Here is a 17,881-nt window from a genome sequence, read left to right on the forward strand (position 1 = left end):
GTTCAGGCGGCTTTATCATGATGCCGAAGCAGCGTTTCGTATGGAGATAGCCGAGCGCTCGCGAGCGCGGGTCCAAGAGCGCCTCGCCCGCCTCGAACAGGAGTTCGGCTCGACACCGGTGGACCAGACCACCTTTTCGGTGGGTGGGGAAGCGTACCAGCGTGCTGTCGAGCGCTCACGAGAGGGACAGGTGGACGTCCACGCGTTCGTCCACAACGAGTCGGGTGACGTGTTGCTGAGGGACACTGACGGGTCCTGGGAGGTCCCCAAGGGCCAGACGCAGGGGGCCGAGCGGCCGGCGGCAGCGGTCAAGCGGGTCGTCACCGAAACCGCCGGCGTCGAGTGTACGGTTCAGGACGCGGTTCGGGCGACCATCTGTGGCGTGCGAAACGAGTCGGACTCGAACGCCGAGACGGTGTACCGACTCAGTATCGTGTTCAACGCCAAAATCAACGGTGCTGCGCTCGACGACGGCGACGGTACCGAGGCGGTCGACGAGACAGAAGCGTCGATTCGATGGGACGACGCCAGCGACGTCGCGGTCGCGGAACTGGTTTAGATGACGCCGGTGACCGTCGCCGCCTCTATCGCCGCTTCCTCGCTCATCCCGTCGCCAAGCACCGTGTAGCGGTCGCGGATCTGGTGGGCCGTGGTCAGCGCTTCGATGACCGTCTCGTCGTCGATGCCGAGTTCATCCGCCGTCGTCGGCGCGCCGATAGCCGCCAGCGCGTCTCTGGCGTCTTTCCACTTGCCTTTCTGGCCGCTGTGGAGGTACTCGGTCATGATGGAGCCGACGCCGACCTGGTGGCCGTGAAGTGCGCCATTGGGGACGAGACGGTCCAGCTGGTGGGAAAACAGGTGTTCCGCGCCACTTGCCGGCCGCGAGGAGCCGGCGATGGACATCGCGACGCCGGAGGAGACAAGTGCCTTCACGACTATCCAGGACGACTCCTCCAGCCCCTGTTTGATCGAATCAGCGCTCTCGACGAGCATCTCGGCGGTCATCTGGGAGAGCGCGCCGGCGTACTCTGAGTAGTGAACGTTTTTGAGACGGTGGGCGAGCTGCCAGTCCCGGACTGCGGTGTAGTTCGAGATTATGTCGGCACAGCCGGCGGTGGTCAGTCGCCAGGGGGCCTCAGCCAGCACCTCGGTGTCGGCGATGACGGCCAGTGGCGGCTCGGCGGCGACGCTGTGGCGCGTATCGCCCTCGGGAACGGACCCGCGGCCGGAGACGATGCCGTCGTGGCTCGCGGCCGTCGGGACCGAGACGAACCCCAGTCCGAGGTCGTCGGCCGCCATCTTCGTGATGTCGATGGCTTTCCCACCGCCGACCCCCAGCAGGAAGCCCGCGTCAATCTCCGACGCGTGGTCGATGACCTGCTGCACGGCGTCGAAACTGGCCTCCTCAATGACGATTTCCGAGGGGTCGTACCCCGCGTCCTCGAACTGTTCGACGACCCGCTTGCCGGCGACCTCGTGTGGCGTCGGACTGGAGACGACGAGCGGCCGGCCGGTCAGATGAAGCTCGCTCACGGCCTCGATTGTCCGGCCGAGGACACCGTGCCCGACCACGACGTTCCGTGGCAGGCGAATCCAGGTACGTTTCTCGAACATGGTTGCCTGTCCCCGGGCACGCGTGAAAACAGTTTAGGTGCAGATGAACTGAGACCGGGTATTTTGTTTCATGCAGCCGAGCGTAGCGGTCACTCGGTCAGACGGTCAATGAGCGCAGTCTCCGTGTCTCGGTCAGGGCCGAACTCCCGGCCGGTTCGCTCGTTCTCCCGATGTTCAGCGACGGTCACGGCCAGTGCCGTGTCATGCGGCGTCGACGACCAGCCCAGGTCGCGGAGCTTCGCCGTCGACAGCAGATGCGGCGAGTCGCGATACATGGGAAAATCGTCGGGGTCCAGCCCCGCGGTCGCGAGTTCACGCTCGCCGACGCCGATTGTCTCGATGTCCGTCTCGTGTACGCCGGCGAGCAGGTCGATCCACTCACGGAGCGTCGGCGCGTGTTCGTCGCCGACGTTGTACGCCTCGCCGGCCGTCCCTCGTTCCGCGACGAGACGGAGCGCACTCGCCACGTCCTCGACGTAGGCCATCTGCCACAGACTGAGGCCGTCGCTGGGAACGACAACGCGGTCGTACTCGGCCACGCGGTCGACCCAGTAGGCGAAGCGTTCGGTGTAATCGTAGGGGCCGTACACGACGGTCGGCCGGACACTCATCGCCCGCACGCCGTCCGCCGCGGCGGCGAACACCTCGCGGTCGCCCTCGGCTTTCCGCGGGCCGTAGGTCTCGCGGCTGTCAGTCGTCGCCTGCGCGTCGGTACAGCCCGCAAGCGGCGTCTCGCCCTCCCGCTTTGGCGTCCGCTCGACGCCGTAGGCCGCGCCGCTTGAGACGTAGACGTACGCCTCGGCGTCGGCGAACACGTCGGTCGCTTCCCGCACGTCGCGCGGGAAGTACGCCACACAGTCAACGACTACGTCCGGGTCGACCCGCTCGCGAGCGGCTTCGAGTGTCTCCCGGTCGTTTCGGTCGCCTCCCACGTGGGCGACGTTGGTGTCCGCGAACGGGTTCGGGCGCTGTCCGCGGGTGAGCATCGTCACGTCGTAGCCTGCGTCGCGGAACTCTGTGACTGTGTGCCGGCCGATGAACCGCCCACCGCCGATGACGAGGACACTGTCCATACACCGTACTCGGACGGGATCCGCAAAACAGTGTGGCTCACCGTGGGCGTCTGCCGCGGGTCCGTCGATTGATGCCGTTTATCTGTTGGAGCGACTGGGAACCGATTTTTCCGCAGAACGGCAAGCTAGGTCTCGAATTCTCCGTTCAGAGTGACATCTCACGACGCTCCCGTTGCGGATATTTTTACGTAGCCAGCGAGTAATAGATCCAGTGGCAGGTGAGTTTCGTGCTGTCTCCTCGGTCATTTCAGTTATCCTCCTCGTGGCGGTAACTGTCGTTCTTGCAGCGGTGCTGTCAGTGGCGACGCTTGGCCTCGCGGAGAAACTGGATGACACCGCGCCTGTGGTCGGCCAATCGGCGGGTGAGTTCGCCGCACAGGATGGGTTCGACGGGGGTATCGTCCGTATCACGCACGTCGCTGGAGATGTCGTCCGTGTCGCGGAGATCGAAGTAGCAGTCAGTGCCGAATGTAGCGGCGACGGGGCTGAAAAGAACGGGCGGTTAGTCGATCTCCCGGCGAAATCCGGTGACCGGCCACAGAGTGACAACATCGAAGGCGACGATATCTTCGACGAGAGTACTGGCTCGCTCACGGAACGCGGTGCCGACGATACCGGGGCACTGGTCACAGATGAGTTCCGCCCCGGAGACGTGATCGTCTTCCGGATCGCAGGCGGTGACTGTGACTTGCAGTCGGGCGACACGGTGACCGTCCGAGTTGTACACACCCCGTCAAACGCGGTTATTATTCGACAGCAGTTAACTGCCTGATTCGACGGGGCTGTGCCCGGCCTGTCCCGATATCGCTACCATGCCGTGCAAGGACCGGTGGTCCTCAGCGACAGGTGACACAGCGAAATAAAAGACGAAACGAGGCGTACCCTCGCGTCTGCGGTCAGTTGCCGCCCGTCGCGTTCGTCACGTTTGTCGAGAACCCGGTATCGGCACTCGAAGTGTTGCCACCGCTGTGCCTGCCAGTCTGCAGGATGATCGGTGTCCCTTCGTCGTCAGTCGCCAGAATGACCTTATCCGAATCGTCGATGCTCTGGACGTACTGCTGTTTCAGCACGACCGGATTGTCCCGCAGCGCCTCACCGCGAATTTCGATGACCCGGGCGTCGGCTTCGGCCCGAATCTCCTGTCGTTCCTTTTCGCGTTCGGCCTGTTGAATCTCGAATTTCTTCTCTTCGACGCGCTGCTTTGCAATTTCTTTGTCGTTGAGCGCCTGGTCGTACGAGTCCGGGAGGTCGACGTCACGGACCTGCACCTCTTCGAGGACGAGCGCTTCGCCCTCGAACGCTGATTTGAGCTTTTGCTGTGCTGCCTCGCCAAGCCGCTCGCGGCCGCTGCTGGTGTATATTTCACTGGTCTGGATACCGGCAGCCTCGTCGCGGAGTTGCGACCGGACGGACGGTCGGATGAGTCGCTCTTCTGCCTGTTCGACGGTCCGCCATTGAACGACGAACCCTGACGCGTCCGCTTCATCCACCTTGTATCGGACGGTGATGTCGATGTCGACCGTCGTTCCGTTGACCGTCTGGACGGTCACTGCATCCGATTGTGTCGCCCTGTCTCCTTCGCCCTCGGTGTTGGCCATGGTGTAGGTCCGCGGCCGGATTTCCACGTCCTGGACGGTGTCCCTGACAGGCACAATAATGTGTGCGCCCGGTTGGAGTTCGGCGCCAGTTACCGCACCGAACGATTTCTGGACGCCGACGTGGCCTTCCGGGACCTGGTGATAGCCGCCAAACAGCGCCGTTGCGACGGCGAGGGCGACAACGACGCTGGCGGCGATGCGAAGGCCTCGGCTGACATCGATGTCGATGTCCGACCCGGAATCGGGATCGGGCCCGGGGATGTCACTCATGCTGTGCTCCGATGTGATACGGCGGCGGTTGTACGGGGACCATGTCCAGCACTTTGGCCCGACAGCTATAGAGCCAGCGGTTGCGTGTCACGGGTTCGCATCGCGGCTGCTGGAGTCCCTTCGAATCATGGTCACAAGAAAAGTAGCTATGGCGTGTACGAAAGCGCCGACCGGCGGCGCTTCAGTCGTCGGTGGAGGCGATGAAGTCAGTCTCGGCGGCTTCAGCGCTCGGCGCGGCCTTGGCCGGCGGTTCGTTGCGCACGTCATCGCGCTCGCGGTCGGCGATGACCTCGGCGTAGGCGTCGGGCATCACCTTCGTGAAGTTCTCCAGTTCGGCGTCCCAGTCATCGAGGAGTTCCGCCGCTCGGTCTGAGTCGGTGTAGGCGGCGTGGTTCTCGACGAGTCGGGTGATCATCTGGCGGTCCTTGCCCTCCAGCGTGTCGGACAGGGACACCATGCCGGTGTTCGCCTTCTCTTCGAACTCGCCGTCGGGGTCGTAGACGTAGGCGACGCCGCCGGACATCCCGGCCGCGAAGTTCTTGCCGGTCTCGCCCAGCACGACGATGGCGCCGCCGGTCATGTACTCACAGCCGTGGTCGCCGACGCCCTCGACGACGCCCTTGACGCCGGAGTTGCGGACGGCGAAGCGCTCGCCGGCCATGCCGTTGACGTAGGCCTCGCCCTGGGTCGCGCCGTACAGCGCGACGTTGCCGATGACGATGTTCTCCGTCGGGTCGAACGGGGCGTTGTCCGGCGTGTTCAGGATGAGCTTCCCGCCGGAGAGGCCCTTGCCGACGTAGTCGTTTGCCGTCCCGGTCAGCTCCATCGTCACGCCCTGTGCGAGGAACGCGCCGAAGGACTGGCCGGCCGTGCCGTCGAAGTCGACCCGGATGGTGTCGTCCGCGAGGCCCTCGCTGGCGTGCTCGCGGGAGATGCGGTTCGAGAGCGTCGCCCCGACCGCGCGGTCGACGTTGCTGATGTCGGCGTCGATTGCGACCGGGTCGCCGCTGTAGATAGCGTCCTCGGCGGCGTCGATGAGGTCCCAGTCGAGTTGCTTGTCGACCTCGTGGGTCTGCTCGCGTTGTTTGTAGCGGCCGTCGTTGTCGGCCGGCTCGGCGATGACCGAGGAGAGGTCGAGCTTCTGGGCCTTGGGCTGGCTCACGTCGTCGCGCTGTTGCAGGACGCTCGGCCGGCCGATCATCTCGTCGATGGTCTCGAAGCCGAGTTCGGCCATAATCTCGCGCAGTTCCTGTGCCACGAACGTCATGTAGTTGACGACGTGCTGTGGCTCGCCGGGGAACCGCTCGCGGAGGTTCTCGTTCTGGGTGGCGATGCCGACCGGACAGGTGTTCTCGTGGCACTGCCGGGCCATCACGCAGCCGGAGGTGACCATCGAGGCGGTCCCGAAGGTGTACCCCTCCGCGCCGAGCAGCGCGGCGACGGCCACGTCGCGGCCGGTCTTCATGCCGCCGTCGGTCGTAACCTTGATGCGCGAACGCAGGCCGGTCGCCCGGAGCATCTGGTTGGCCTCCGAAACACCGAGTTCCCACGGGAGGCCGGCGTTCTTGATGGAGGTCTTCGGCGACGCGCCGGTCCCGCCGTCGTGGCCCGAGATGTGGACCACGTCGGCGTTGGCCTTGGCGACGCCGGCCGCGATGGTCCCGATGCCGTCCTCGGAGACCAGTTTGACGTTGATGTCGGCCTCGGGGTTGGAGGCTTTCAGGTCGTGGATGAGCTGCTTGAGGTCCTCGATGGAGTAGATGTCGTGCAGCGGCGGCGGCGAGATGAGGCCGACGCCCGGCGTCGCGTACCGGACGTGGGCGATCATCTCGTTGACCTTCTTGCCGGGCAGGTGGCCACCCTCGCCGGGTTTGGAACCCTGGGCCATCTTTATCTGGAGTTCGTCGGCCGACGCGAGGTAGTCGGAAGTGACGCCGAAGCGGCCGGAGGCGACCTGCTTTGTCGTACACTCCTTCTCGGTGTCGAACCGCTCGGGCGGCTCGCCGCCCTCGCCGGTGTTGGCGTTGGCCCCGAGCCGGTTCATCGCGATGGCGTTGTTCTCGTGCATCTCGGGCGACAGCGACCCGAGCGACATCGCCGCCGTCTCGAAGCGCTCGACGATGTCCTCGACCGGTTCGACCTCCTCGATGGGGATGGACTCGCGGTCGGAGTCGAACTCAAGCAGCCCCCGGAGCGTCTGGAGCTCCTCGTTCTGGTCGTTGACCAGCTCGGCGAACTCCTTGTAGATGTCGTAGTCGCCCATCCGGACGGCCTGCTGAATCTTGCCGACCGTGTTGGGGTTCCACTGGTGGTGGATGCCGTTCGAGCGGAACTCGTACTCGCCCTGGCGGGGCATGTCGGGCTCCTCCTCGCTCCAGGCGACCTCGTGACGCTGGGTGAGATCGTCCTCGATTTCCTCGATGCCGATGCCCTCGGTCCGGCAGGTCGTCCCCTCGAAGTACTCGGCGACGAAGTCCGAGGAGAGGCCGACGGCCTCGAAGATCTGGGCACCCTGGTAGCTCTCGACCGTGGAGATGCCCATCTTGGCCATCGTCTTCAGGAGGCCGTCCTCGACGGCGGTGATGTAGGCGTCGATGGCGTCGGCCAGGTCCGCGCCGTCCGGGCCGGCCACCAGGTCCTCGATGGTCTGGTAGGCCAGGTAGGGGTTGACGGCTCCGGCCCCGTAGCCGATGAGCGTCGCGAAGTGGTGCACCGCACGCGGGTCGCCGGACTCGAGGACGATGCCGACGTGGTTGCGGAGGCCGTTGCGGACGAGGTGGTGGTGGATGCCACCGACGGCCAGCAGGCTCGGAATCGGCACACGGTCCTCGTCCGCGCCACGGTCCGAGAGGACGAGGATGTCGTGTTCCTTGGCGGCGGCGTCAGCCTCGGCCCGTACGTCTTCGACGGCCTGGCGAAGGTCGCTGCCCTTCTCGTAGGTGATGTCGATGACCTTCGTAGACATGCCGTTCGCGTCCAGGTCCTTGATCGACTGGGTCTCCTCGTCGGTGAGGATCGGCGAGTCCAGGACGAGCTGGCGGGCGTGGCCTTGGCTCTCGTCTAGGATGTTTCGCTGATGGCCCAGACGGGACTCCAGTGAGGTGACGAGTTCCTCGCGGATGTAGTCAAGCGGCGGGTTCGTCACCTGGGCGAACAGCTGCTTGAAATAAGTAAACAGCGGGCGGTTGAACTGTGAGAGGACCGACAGCGGCGTGTCATCGCCCATGGAGCCGACGGGGTCTTTCCCCTTCTCGGCCATCGGCTCGATGAGGTGGTCCACCTCGTCGTACGTGTAACCGTACATGGCCTGGTGGCTCCGGAGCGCGTCTGACGGGTCCCGTGGCGCGTTGTCCTCACGGTCGGCCACGTCGTCGATATCGACCTGTTCCTCGGCGACCCACTCGCCGTACTTGTCGTCGGTGATGTCATCGAAGACTTCCGCGTCGGGGATGACCCGTCCCTCCTCGGGGTCAGCGAGGAAGCACTGTCCGGGCTGGAGCCGGCCGCGCTCTTGAATCTCGCTTGCGTCGTGTTCCAGCGCGCCAGCTTCCGAGGACATCACGAGCGTATTGTCCTCCAGCACGTCGTAGCGGCACGGGCGGAGGCCGTTGCGGTCCAGCACCGCGCCGATGCGGTCGCCGTCGGTCGCGGCGACGAGCGCTGGCCCGTCCCACGGCTCGACGAGCGAGGCGTGGTAGTCGTAGAAGTCGCGTCGGTCGCCGGTCACGTCGTTCATCTCGCCGCGCCATGCCTCGGGGATGAGCATTCGGAGCGCGTGCGGGAGGTCGCGACCGCCCTGAAGCAGGAGTTCGAGCGCGTTATCGACGCTCGCGGTGTCCGACTGCTCGGGGTCGTCGATGATGGGCTTGATCTTCTCTAGGTCCCCCTCGAACTCGTCGCTCTGGATGTCGGTCTCCCGAGCGCGCATCCAGTTGATGTTCCCCTGTATCGTGTTGAACTCGCCGTTGTGGATGACGCGACGATACGGGTGCGCGAGGTGCCACGCACCGAGGGTGTTCGTCGAGAAGCGGGCGTGGACCATCGCGAACGTCGACTGCATCCGCTCGTCACCGAGGTCGGGGTAGTAGTCTTCCAGCTGTTCGGCCTTGAGCAGGCCCTTGTAGACGACGACATCGGTTGCGAGCGAGACGACGTAGAACCGCTCGTGGCCCGGCGGTTTCTCTTCCTCGACGGTGTTTTCAAGCGCCCGGCGGCCGATGTATAGCTGATTCTCGAAGGCATCACCGGTCTTGCCCGTCGCGGAGGTGACGAAAAACTGGACGATGTCGGGCTCGGATTCCAGCGCCGTTGCGCCGAGGTCGCTGTTGTCCGTGGGAACGTCGCGCCAGTCAAGGACATCGAGGCCCTCAGCGGCGAGTTCCGCCTCGACGAGATCTTTCAGACTCTCCGCGACCTCGTCGTCTTCCGGGAGAAAGAGCGTGCCGACGGCGTACTCGCCAGCGGGCGGCAGGTCGGCGTCGACTTCGGCAGTGAAAAACTCGTGTGGAATCTGGAGCATGATGCCCGCTCCGTCGCCCGTATCTTGCTCGGCTCCTGTCGTCCCTCGATGTTCGAGGTTGTCGAGGAGTTCGAGTCCGTCCGATACAACCCAGTGGTCGCTGTCGCCGTCGAGGTCCATGACGACCCCGACACCACAGTTCGACCGTTCGTCCGTAGGTTCTGCAAGCCCGGCGTCGCCTGCAGAGAGACCTGTCTGTCGCTCAACCATGTGTTTCACGACTGGGGATGCCACTATAAGAGGGTAATCCTAATGGTATTAGTGTTGTTTAACCCCACATTAGGGAGTATATATCCTTCATGATTGTTTGAACTGTATCATCATTTATAAACCGTTGTCCGAGAGCAGGCGGTTTTACACGGTGTTCAACCGAGCACAGGTGCAGCTGACTGCTCGATACCCGAAACGTAGGCCGTCATGTCAGTTGTCGTTAACATTCCGACGACACCTTCTGTCTCGTCGACGACCGGGAGATGGTGGACAGTATGGTCCAGCATCAGACTTGCGGCCGCCTCGACGGAGTCGTTTGCCGTTACTGTAACCAAGTCCGTCGTCATGTAGTCAGAGACGGCTAACTCCGTCGTATCGCCGCCCTCCGCGGCGATTTCGACGAAGTCCGTAGAGGTGAGAATCCCCTGCAACTCTCCATCGGCGGCGGCGACAACAACAGAACTGATGTTCTCGTCGAGCATCCGCTTGGCGACCGTTTTCGCGTTCGCATCGGCGGCAACAGTGGTGACAGGCGATGACATAATCCGTCCGACAAATACGTCGTCCATGATAGCAGATAACATGGGCCATGATATAACCGTGTTGGTTCCGGATATCTGTCGGTTCCACCAACTGAGAAATATATAAGGTCTTAATATTCTACGGTTGCCGCGACGAATCCGCCGTCCGAGAAGTCGCCCGCTATCCTTGATGGCCCACGCCTGCTGGTCGACCACCACAGGGATATCGAGGTCGCACTGCTGTCGGAAACTATCGGCTGGATTATGGTTCCCACGACGGTATCTGTTCGCCGTTTGGCGTTTGTATGACCCTAGTCTGACGGCGATTTATATACATAGGGACAGCAGTGGTCATCGGGGGCACGGAGGAAAATGTCACACGCTCCCCGACCCCATCCTTCCTTCATACTACTGGCTGTGCCGTGATGAAGACGCGTGCCACCTCTCGGTAGCAACACATTTTCACGGGCGGACAGCCGGCAGTATCGGTGGGCCGGCACTTATCTATGCAAGCTCTTCCTATATGAATTAAACCATGTCTGGTCATGGCCCCAGCGTCGCCATCGCCTGTCAGGGCGGCGGCAGCCACAGTGCGTTTACCGCCGGTGCGCTGCAGCGACTCCTGCCAGCGGTCGACACAGAGTACGATCTCGTTGGACTGAGTGGCACCTCCGGCGGCGCTCTGTGCGCAGTCAGGGCTTGGTATGGCCTGCTCAGTGACGGCCCCGACCATGCCGGGGAGCTACTCGAAGATGTCTGGTGTGATGTCGCCGCAACAACACCGCCTTCGTTCCTGCTGAACGAATCTCTCGTGTGGCACAAACGACTGCAGAACCGAATGCTCCCCGCGGCCGATATCTCGCCCTACGCGACGCCGGGCGCTGTCGGCCACGATTGGTACCTGTCGCTGCTTGACCGCCACATCGCGTTCGAGGAGTTCGACAGCCTCACCGACGAGGCACCGCCACATGTGACCATCGGCACGGTCAACGTCAACAGCGGCGTGTTCGAGACGTTCACCGACGATGCCATCACGCCGAAAGCGGTGCTTGCCTCGGCCGCGTTCCCGCTGCTGTACGAGGCCGTCGAACTGAACGGCCACTGGCACTGGGACGGCCTGTTCTCGCAGAACCCGCCGATTCGGGAGTTCCTGACCAGCGACCGGCCGAAACCGGACGAGATCTGGGTCATCCAGATCGAGCCACAGACCCGCGACGACCGGCCGACATCGCTGGCAGAGATCACCGACCGCCGGCAGGAACTATCCGGGAATCTCTCGCTGAATCAGGAGCTGTTCTTCGTCCGGAAAGTCAACGACTGGGTGGAAAAAGGGTATCTCCCGGACGATTTCAAACACGTGGAGATACGGCGACTGCAACTCGATAAAACGCTGACAGCAGCCTCGAAACGCGACCGCGACCCCCGGTTCATCGAAGATCTCATGGAAACGGGCCGGGCCGAAGCCGACGCGTTTCTGGACCGATTGCCGGAGTAGACCTCAGTAACTCTTCGCGAAGTACGCCGTCTCTTCTGCGTCCTCGCCGCAGATAGCGCAGTCGTCGTGGATCGGCTCCTCGTCGCGGTCCAGCGGGACCATCACGATTTCGGCCGCGATGGCCTCCTTGATCGGCTCCTCGCAGTCCTCGTCGCCACACCAGCCACATTTCACGTAGCCGCCGTGCTGGCCGATGGTGCCGAGAATCTCCTCACGGGACTCCGCCTCTCGGATTTCGCCTTCCAGCGTCTCCTCGGCCTCGGCGTACAGTTTGGCGTGGACGGTGTCGAGGTGCTCCTCGACCGTCTCGGCGATGCCCTCGCGGTCGACCGTGGCGTTCTCGCCGTCGGGGCGGTGAACGAGCGTCGCTTCGCCGTCCTCGACCTCGTGGGGGCCGATTTCGACGCGGAGCGGGACGCCGTGGAGTTCGTGCTCGTTGTACTTGAAGCCGGGATTGCGGTGTTCGCGGTCGTCGAGTTCGACGCGGACGCCGGCCTCGTCGAGTTCGGCGGCGAGGTCCGCGGCGTAGTCGATGACCTCGTCCTTGTTGTCCTCCTGCCAGATGGGGACGACGACGACCTGGTCGGGTGCGAGCGCGGGCGGGAGCACGAGGCCTTGGTCGTCGGAGTGGGTCATGATGAGCGCGCCCATCGCGCGCCAGGACAGGCCCCACGAGGTGGTGTGGGCGGTGTTCTCCTCCTCGTCGGCGTCGGCGTAGGTGATGTCGAACGCCTCGCCGAAGGAGGTCCCGAGGTAGTGGGAGGTGGCCGCCTGCACGGTCTTGCCGTCGGGCATCAGCGTCTCGATGGTGGTCGTGGTGTGTGCGCCGGGGAACTTGTCGTGGGGCGGCTTGCGGCCCTTCAGCGGCGGCATCGCCATGACCTCCTCGTAGAGGCGGGCGTACTGGTCGAGGCGGGTCATCGTCTCCTCCCACGCGCCGTCCTCGTCGGCGTGGGCGGTGTGGCCCTCCTGCCAGAGGAACTCCTTGGTGCGGAAGAACGGCTTCGTCTCGGTGGCTTCCCACCGGACGACCGAACACCACTGGTTCAGCCGCATCGGGAGGTCCCGGTGCGAGCGGGTCCACTGCGCCATGAACGGGGCGATGATGGACTCGCTGGTGGGCCGGACGGCGAGGCGCTCTTCGAGTTCGTCGTGGCCGCCGTGGGTCACCCACGCGACTTCGGGGTCGAACCCCTCGACCACGTCTTTCTCTTTCTCCAGATAGCTCTCGGGAATAAACAGCGGGAAGTAGGCGTTCTGGACGCCGGTGTCCTTGAACCAGCCGTCGAGGTTGTCCTGGATGCGCTCCCAGATGGCGTAGCCACGGGGACGCGTGACGATGAACCCGCCCATGGGGGCGTAGTCCGCGAGGCCGGCCTTCTGGACGACCTCGGCGTACCACTCGCCGGGTGAATGCTCCTTGCTCTCGGTGATGCCGAGTTCCTGCTCGCCACTCATTAGGTGTGTCGTGGCCCACGGCGGTAATAAACTCCCCGAAGGGTGCTGAGACGCTGGCACGCCGACCGGAGCCGGCGTCCGGGAGTGTCAGGCCCGGACCGCGAGTTCGTCGCCCGGTTCCGGCTGGCCGAAGGCCGCCGCCGCAGAGCCGCCACGCAGGAACAGTTCCTGGTAGGGGTCCCCGCCGCCCGCGGAACCGGGCACGACGGCGAGTGCCCCCTCCGGGACCGCCGAGACGGCGTCCCTGACAACGACCTCACGGGACTCGCCGTTGAGTTCGACGACGACCGTGTCGCGTCCCGGGTCGAACGCCGAGGTCCGAATCGAGGTCTTGACGTTCCCGTAGCCGTCGACGTGACAGACCACGGATTCGGGCGGGGCCGGCACGTCCGCGAGCGACCGCTCCGCGCCCAGCGACGAGCGGTTCCCGTTCGCGATTTCGGCGACGCGCCGCGGGAACAGGTCTCGCGAGCGGAACTGGCCGGTGTCGGCCGGCAGTTCGACCTCGCGGAAGGTCGTGGCGTGGTCGGCGATAAACGAGAGGTTGTAGCCGGCGTCGACAGCGACAACGGGAACGCCGTTGTCCAGTTCGAGGTAGCACAGCGGGCCGCCGGTATCGGCCCGTTCTGGCGTTGATTCCGTCGTTCGCGGTGCCGTATTCGAGTAAATCAGCAGGTCGTCGAAGGAGGGGTTGTGGACGCCGAGCTGTGCGAGCCAAAAGCCCGTCGCGACGGTCGAGAACGGCTGGACCTCCGTCGACTGGACGGTCATCGTCGGGTCGGCGGCAGTGAGACGGTGGACGACCTCCGAAAAGGCCGGGTCAGCCGGGCCGTAATCCGCGACGAGATGGACGAACGTGCTCATGTGAAGCTCCGGTCGCTACCACGTCGGTGCGCCTGTATAATCTTGTGCCTTGATGACAGGGAACGGTGTCGAATGTGTCCGGCGGCACCGTCCGCTCAGGCCCCAATCGTCGTCAGCGAGGCGATAGAGTCGGCGACGCGGCGTTCCATGCCGGTCCCAGTGAATCCCGGAACGGGGTCGACAGCCTGTGCATACACTTCCGATTCGCTTTCGACGAACTCGACGCAGAGCGCCCGCGCGCCAAAACGGTCCAGCAGCTCCCGGACGCGGGCCGCGAGCGTCACCTCGACAGTTTCCTCGTTGATGACGCAGTCCAGCCCGGACACCTCCGACCGGACCTGAATCGCTCGCAGATGAGTCTCGCGGCCGTCATTGACGGCGAAGTACTTGTACTCGACCGGTTCCTCCCGAACACAGGCCTGATAGAAGTCGCCCTCGTCGCTGTCCGCTGGCACACCGTCCCACGAGTAGCGAGTCCGGGCAATGTAGTCACAGTTCGGCTTCTCGAACCAGACGGTTGGGACCTGACAACCGACCTGCTCCAGTCCGTGCAGGGCAACGAGCCGGCAGGCAAGCGCCGTTGTCGGCAGGAAGCCGTTCCACGTCTCGATACCAGTCCTGTCAGCGTACCACAGTGCGCTGAACGACTCGGGCCGAAGCGTCGTGTTGACAAGTGCAGCCAGATCGTCGATATCGGCTTTGGCCACCGGGTTTCCGGGGCGGAGAAACTGGATGTCGAACCCCCGGGCGGAGAGCCGCTCTGCGACGGCACCAAACACCGGGTGTTCAGGCTCGCAGATGAAGCCGATGCAGTCCATACCGCCACGTCTCAGCGGTCCGATAAAAAAGTCGCGCAAAACCGAACAACTGAGGCGTCGTGACTCCGAAGTAGACACCTGATGAAACCGCTCAGTACTGGGGGCCACCTCGGCACCGGGAGCTGGGACATTGCCGCCGTTATTGTCCTCTCTGCTGTGGCCGGCGCAGTCCTGTGTGGGCTCGCTCTGGCCGCGTACCGACAGCGCGGAACGCGTGCATATCTGCTGATTGCACTCGCGCTCGCCGCGCTGTTTGCCCGCCCGCTCGTCGCGTTGCTGTCGGGGTTCTCGCTGGTCTCGGGACCGACACACCACTTCCTCGAACACGCGCTGGATACCCTCTTCGTCGCTCTCGTCCTCGGCGCAGTGTACTACGCGCGAACAGTCGAGAAGCGCCTCGACGAGGAGGGACTATGAACGACACCAGAGCGCGGATTTACCGGCATATCAACGCCAACCCAGGCGTCCACTTCCGAGAGCTAACACGGGCGCTGGACCTCGCAACGGGACAGGTCCAGTACCACTTGGCTCGACTCGACTGCGTTCACAGTGAGTCGGTCAACGGGCGCACACACTACTACACATCGTCGTTCGACCCCTGGGAGCGCCACGCCATCGCCTTTCTCCGGCGGGAGACGGCGAGAGATGTTCTCGTCGCGCTCATGGAGTACGAAACCGCTCGCCCCGGCGAAGTCGCCGACCACCTCGACATCGCGCGGAGTACGCTCGAACACCATCTCAGCGGCCTGATCGAACACGATATCGTCGAGAAGCGTCGGAGCGAGGGACGAGTGACGCTGGCGCTCTGCCGGCCGGACTCGACTGTCGAGCTGCTCGCAGCGGTCGACCCCACGGCATCGGACCGCCTGTCGGATCGCTTCACCCGGTTACTCGACCGCCTCTTGGATGGCGGCTAGCTCGACTGCCCGGGCAGGGGTGCTTTCGAGTCCCGTACCACAATCCAATTGGACAAGCAGGCCATAGAATGGGTGATGACTGAACGCGGGATTTCCCGACGCGAGTTCGCCAAAAGCGCCGTCGCCATCGGCGGCACCGCGGCGCTGGCCGCCTGTCTCGACCGCGGGTCGGGAACGATACCCGAAGGAACCGACGACCCCACGTCGCTCCCGGACCGCCAGCACGCCTGGGACGCGTTGCTGGCGACCGACGACGCGGGGAATCATCGGCTGTCGCGACACCACGTCCTCTTGCTACTGGACTACACCGGGGACGGGACACCGTCGGCTGGCGACCGCGAGCAGGTCGAAACGGCGCTTCGAGACCTCGAACGGGCCTACGAATGGAGCAACGAGGGGCTGCTGTTCACGCTCGGGTACAGCCCGGCTTACTTCGACCGCTTCGAAGCCGACGTGGCTGGCGTCGACCTGCCAGAGCCGATGGCGCTTGCCCCCTTCGAAGACCCCGAACTCGACACGCCCGACGCGCTACTGCATCTCGCCAGTGACGACGAGCGAGTCGTCATCGAGGCCGAGGAGGCGCTGAAAGGCAATCGCGACAGCGCCAACGACCATGAAATGAGCGCGACCTTCGAAGGCGTCCTTCGTGAGGCGGAGCGCCGGACGGGGTTCGTCGGGGCCGGCCTGCCCGCCGAGAATCAGGATGTCGACGGGATTCCGGACTCCGACCCGGTCCCCGAAGATGCGCCGCTTTTCATGGGATTCAAGTCCGGGTTCAAGGAAAATCAGGCCTCAGAGGACCGAGTGACGGTCGATTCGGGACCGTTCGCCGGCGGCGCGACTCAGCACCTCTCGAAGATCCGACTGCAACTCCAGCAGTGGTACGAACAGGATTCCCGGGACCAGCGCGTCTCGAAGATGTTCTGTCCGGCCCACGCCGCCGAAGACAAAGTGGAGGGCGTCGGCGAGAACCTCGGTACGGACAACGGTGCCGGCGAGTGTCCCGAGGACGTGGTCGACAGCGGCCGGCGGGAGGGCGTCGTCGGTCACGCACAGAAGATGTCCCGCGTCAGGGAAGACGGAACACCGACCATTCTCCGCCGGGACTTCGATTCGACCGACGGCGGCGAAGCGGGACTGCACTTCCTCTCGCTGCAGCGCTCTATCGCCGACTTCGTCGCCACGAAACAGGCAATGAACGGAACGGACGTCGCTAACGAGTCCGCCGTCGGTCAGCAGGTGAACAACGGCATTCTCCAGTACATGACGGTCACGCGGCGCGGGAACTACCTGCTCCCGCCGCGGTCACTACGTTCCCTGCCCCGAGCGAACCCGGACGCGTAAGTGGGAGGCGGAGCCACGCAGTCCTGCTTTCGGCCACCGTACCAGAACGGTCTTTCAGATGAGGACCCAAAGGCGGTCCATGAATCGACGACAGTTCCTCGCCAGTGCCGGCCTCGCCGGCACGACGGTCCTGGCGGGGTGTGGTTCGCTGAGTTCCCAGTCGACACGCGCCCCACCGCTGGTCGAGAACCGCCCCGATGCAACGTACCGCCCCACGCACGCCGAGGGAATGGGGATGGCCGGGATGGCACAGGCTGGGGAGTACATGGTCGGACTGAGCTACTCCTTCCCCCACCGCTTCTGGACGGTGACCGGGACGACGGCCGAAAAGGTCGACATCCGGAGCGAGGACAGCGTCCACCTGATGGCGACCGTCTGGGACCCCGAGACCGAGATGGTCCTCCCGGTGTCGGCCGGGCTCTCGATTACCATCGAGCGTGACGGCGAGACGGTTGCCGACAAATCCCCGTGGCCGATGATCTCCCAGAACATGGGCTTTCACTACGGCGACAACTACGCGCTCGATGGCGACGGCGTCTACCAGCTCTCGGTTCGCGTCAACGGCATGAATGAGCGGAGGCTCGGAGCCTTCGACGGTCGATTCGGCGAGGCCGGCGAGGCCACCGTTGAATTCGACTTCGCACAGAGTACCCGCGATCAACTCTCCTTCGAACAGTTCCCGGAGACGCAGGGCGAACGCGCGGCAGTCGACCTGATGAACATGGACATGGTGCCGACCTCACAGGTCCCTGAAGTGTCTGCGCTGCCCGGAACCGTGCTTGGGACAGACAAAGGAAGCGACGGCGTTTATGCCGTCACGTGGCTGCAGGACGCCGCATTCCTCGCCGAGGGGGAGTCGTATCTCGCCGTCTCCGCCCGGACGCCGTACAACCGCGTTCCCATGCCAATGATGTCTCTCGACGGAACCGTAGAGGCCGACGGCGAGACGGTGTTTGACGACGCGCTGACCGCCGCGGTTCACCCCGAACTCGGCTATCACTACGGAGGCATCGTCGAGACAACAGCGCAGGAGCCGTCTGTCGGTGTCGACGTCATCGCCCCGCCACAGGTGTCCCGTCACGAGGGATACGAGACGGCGTTCCTGACGACGCCGTCGTTCTCATTTTCGGGCACCTGACCACGATCAGTCGATCCATTCGACGTAGTCCTGACAGTCGTC

At 64.3% G+C, this 17,881-nt stretch carries 15 protein-coding genes; 7 read left to right on the plus strand and 8 right to left on the minus strand.

What is annotated here, in order from left to right:
• Window positions 1–40 precede the first annotated feature (40 nt).
• Window positions 41–559, plus strand: coding sequence for an NUDIX hydrolase (locus AMS69_RS13330; RefSeq protein WP_053968563.1), 519 nt, complete (start codon window positions 41–43; stop codon window positions 557–559).
• Here the strand turns inward: AMS69_RS13330 and AMS69_RS13335 are convergent.
• Complete coding sequence (locus AMS69_RS13335) at window positions 556–1,614, minus strand: NAD(P)-dependent glycerol-1-phosphate dehydrogenase (protein ID WP_053968564.1); 1,059 nt, start codon at window positions 1,612–1,614, stop codon at window positions 556–558. The two genes, AMS69_RS13330 and AMS69_RS13335, sit on opposite strands and share 4 nt — an antisense overlap.
• A gap of 89 nt (window positions 1,615–1,703) precedes the next feature.
• Window positions 1,704–2,687: an NAD-dependent epimerase/dehydratase family protein gene (locus AMS69_RS13340; protein ID WP_202904549.1), complete on the minus strand. Its 984-nt coding sequence runs from the start codon at window positions 2,685–2,687 to the stop codon at window positions 1,704–1,706.
• Between the two features lie 211 nt (window positions 2,688–2,898).
• On the opposite strand from AMS69_RS13340, the gene AMS69_RS13345 reads away from it, so the two are divergent.
• Window positions 2,899–3,459 carry a type IV pilin gene (locus AMS69_RS13345; RefSeq protein ID WP_077067802.1) on the plus strand — a complete coding sequence of 187 codons (561 nt, stop codon included), beginning with the start codon at window positions 2,899–2,901 and terminating at the stop codon, window positions 3,457–3,459.
• Window positions 3,460–3,583: 124 nt separating this feature from the next.
• Here AMS69_RS13345 and AMS69_RS13350 read toward each other — a convergent pair whose 3' ends face one another.
• The 3 genes from AMS69_RS13350 to AMS69_RS13360 all read right to left on the minus strand — a co-directional run bounded on the left by AMS69_RS13350 (window position 3,584) and on the right by AMS69_RS13360 (window position 9,853).
• Window positions 3,584–4,555 carry a prohibitin family protein gene (locus AMS69_RS13350; protein ID WP_053968566.1) on the minus strand — a complete coding sequence of 324 codons (972 nt, stop codon included), beginning with the start codon at window positions 4,553–4,555 and terminating at the stop codon, window positions 3,584–3,586.
• A 181-nt stretch (window positions 4,556–4,736) separates the two neighbouring features.
• Window positions 4,737–9,284: a glutamate synthase large subunit gene (gene gltB / locus AMS69_RS13355; protein ID WP_053968567.1), complete on the minus strand. Its 4,548-nt coding sequence runs from the start codon at window positions 9,282–9,284 to the stop codon at window positions 4,737–4,739.
• A 155-nt stretch (window positions 9,285–9,439) separates the two neighbouring features.
• On the minus strand, window positions 9,440–9,853 hold the full coding sequence (locus tag AMS69_RS13360; RefSeq protein WP_053968568.1) for a CBS domain-containing protein: 414 nt from the start codon (window positions 9,851–9,853) through the stop codon (window positions 9,440–9,442).
• Window positions 9,854–10,340: 487 nt separating this feature from the next.
• On the opposite strand from AMS69_RS13360, the gene AMS69_RS13365 reads away from it, so the two are divergent.
• A complete protein-coding gene (locus tag AMS69_RS13365) occupies window positions 10,341–11,300 on the plus strand; it encodes a patatin-like phospholipase family protein (RefSeq protein ID WP_053968569.1) in 960 nt (319 codons plus the stop codon).
• A 3-nt stretch (window positions 11,301–11,303) separates the two neighbouring features.
• Here the strand turns inward: AMS69_RS13365 and proS are convergent, their stop codons facing one another.
• The 3 genes from proS to AMS69_RS13380 form a co-directional block, all read right to left on the minus strand.
• A complete protein-coding gene (gene proS, locus AMS69_RS13370) occupies window positions 11,304–12,758 on the minus strand; it encodes a proline--tRNA ligase (RefSeq protein ID WP_053968570.1) in 1,455 nt (484 codons plus the stop codon).
• A gap of 87 nt (window positions 12,759–12,845) precedes the next feature.
• Entirely contained in the window at window positions 12,846–13,622 is a 777-nt protein-coding gene (locus tag AMS69_RS13375; protein ID WP_053968571.1) for an SAM hydroxide adenosyltransferase, read from the minus strand.
• A 95-nt stretch (window positions 13,623–13,717) separates the two neighbouring features.
• Complete coding sequence (locus tag AMS69_RS13380) at window positions 13,718–14,440, minus strand: hypothetical protein (RefSeq protein ID WP_053968572.1); 723 nt, start codon at window positions 14,438–14,440, stop codon at window positions 13,718–13,720.
• Between the two features lie 81 nt (window positions 14,441–14,521).
• Here AMS69_RS13380 and AMS69_RS13385 point away from each other — a divergent pair, with 81 nt between their 5' ends.
• From AMS69_RS13385 to AMS69_RS13400, 4 genes are all read left to right on the plus strand, one after another.
• A complete protein-coding gene (locus AMS69_RS13385; protein ID WP_053968573.1) occupies window positions 14,522–14,857 on the plus strand; it encodes a DUF7471 family protein in 336 nt (111 codons plus the stop codon).
• Complete coding sequence (locus AMS69_RS13390) at window positions 14,854–15,357, plus strand: winged helix-turn-helix transcriptional regulator (protein ID WP_053968574.1); 504 nt, start codon at window positions 14,854–14,856, stop codon at window positions 15,355–15,357. The genes AMS69_RS13385 and AMS69_RS13390 overlap by 4 nt, the downstream gene beginning before the upstream one ends.
• 75 nt (window positions 15,358–15,432) lie before the next feature.
• Window positions 15,433–16,701: a DUF7405 family protein gene (locus tag AMS69_RS13395; protein ID WP_053968575.1), complete on the plus strand. Its 1,269-nt coding sequence runs from the start codon at window positions 15,433–15,435 to the stop codon at window positions 16,699–16,701.
• Between the two features lie 79 nt (window positions 16,702–16,780).
• The gene (locus tag AMS69_RS13400) at window positions 16,781–17,839 is read left to right on the plus strand and encodes a DUF7350 domain-containing protein (protein WP_053968576.1); all 1,059 of its coding nucleotides are present in this window, start codon (window positions 16,781–16,783) and stop codon (window positions 17,837–17,839) included.
• Window positions 17,840–17,881: the final 42 nt, after the last annotated feature.

Origin of the sequence: Haloarcula rubripromontorii, assembly GCF_001280425.1 — an archaeon.
In the GTDB taxonomy this organism is placed as follows: Archaea; Halobacteriota; Halobacteria; order Halobacteriales; family Haloarculaceae; genus Haloarcula; species Haloarcula rubripromontorii.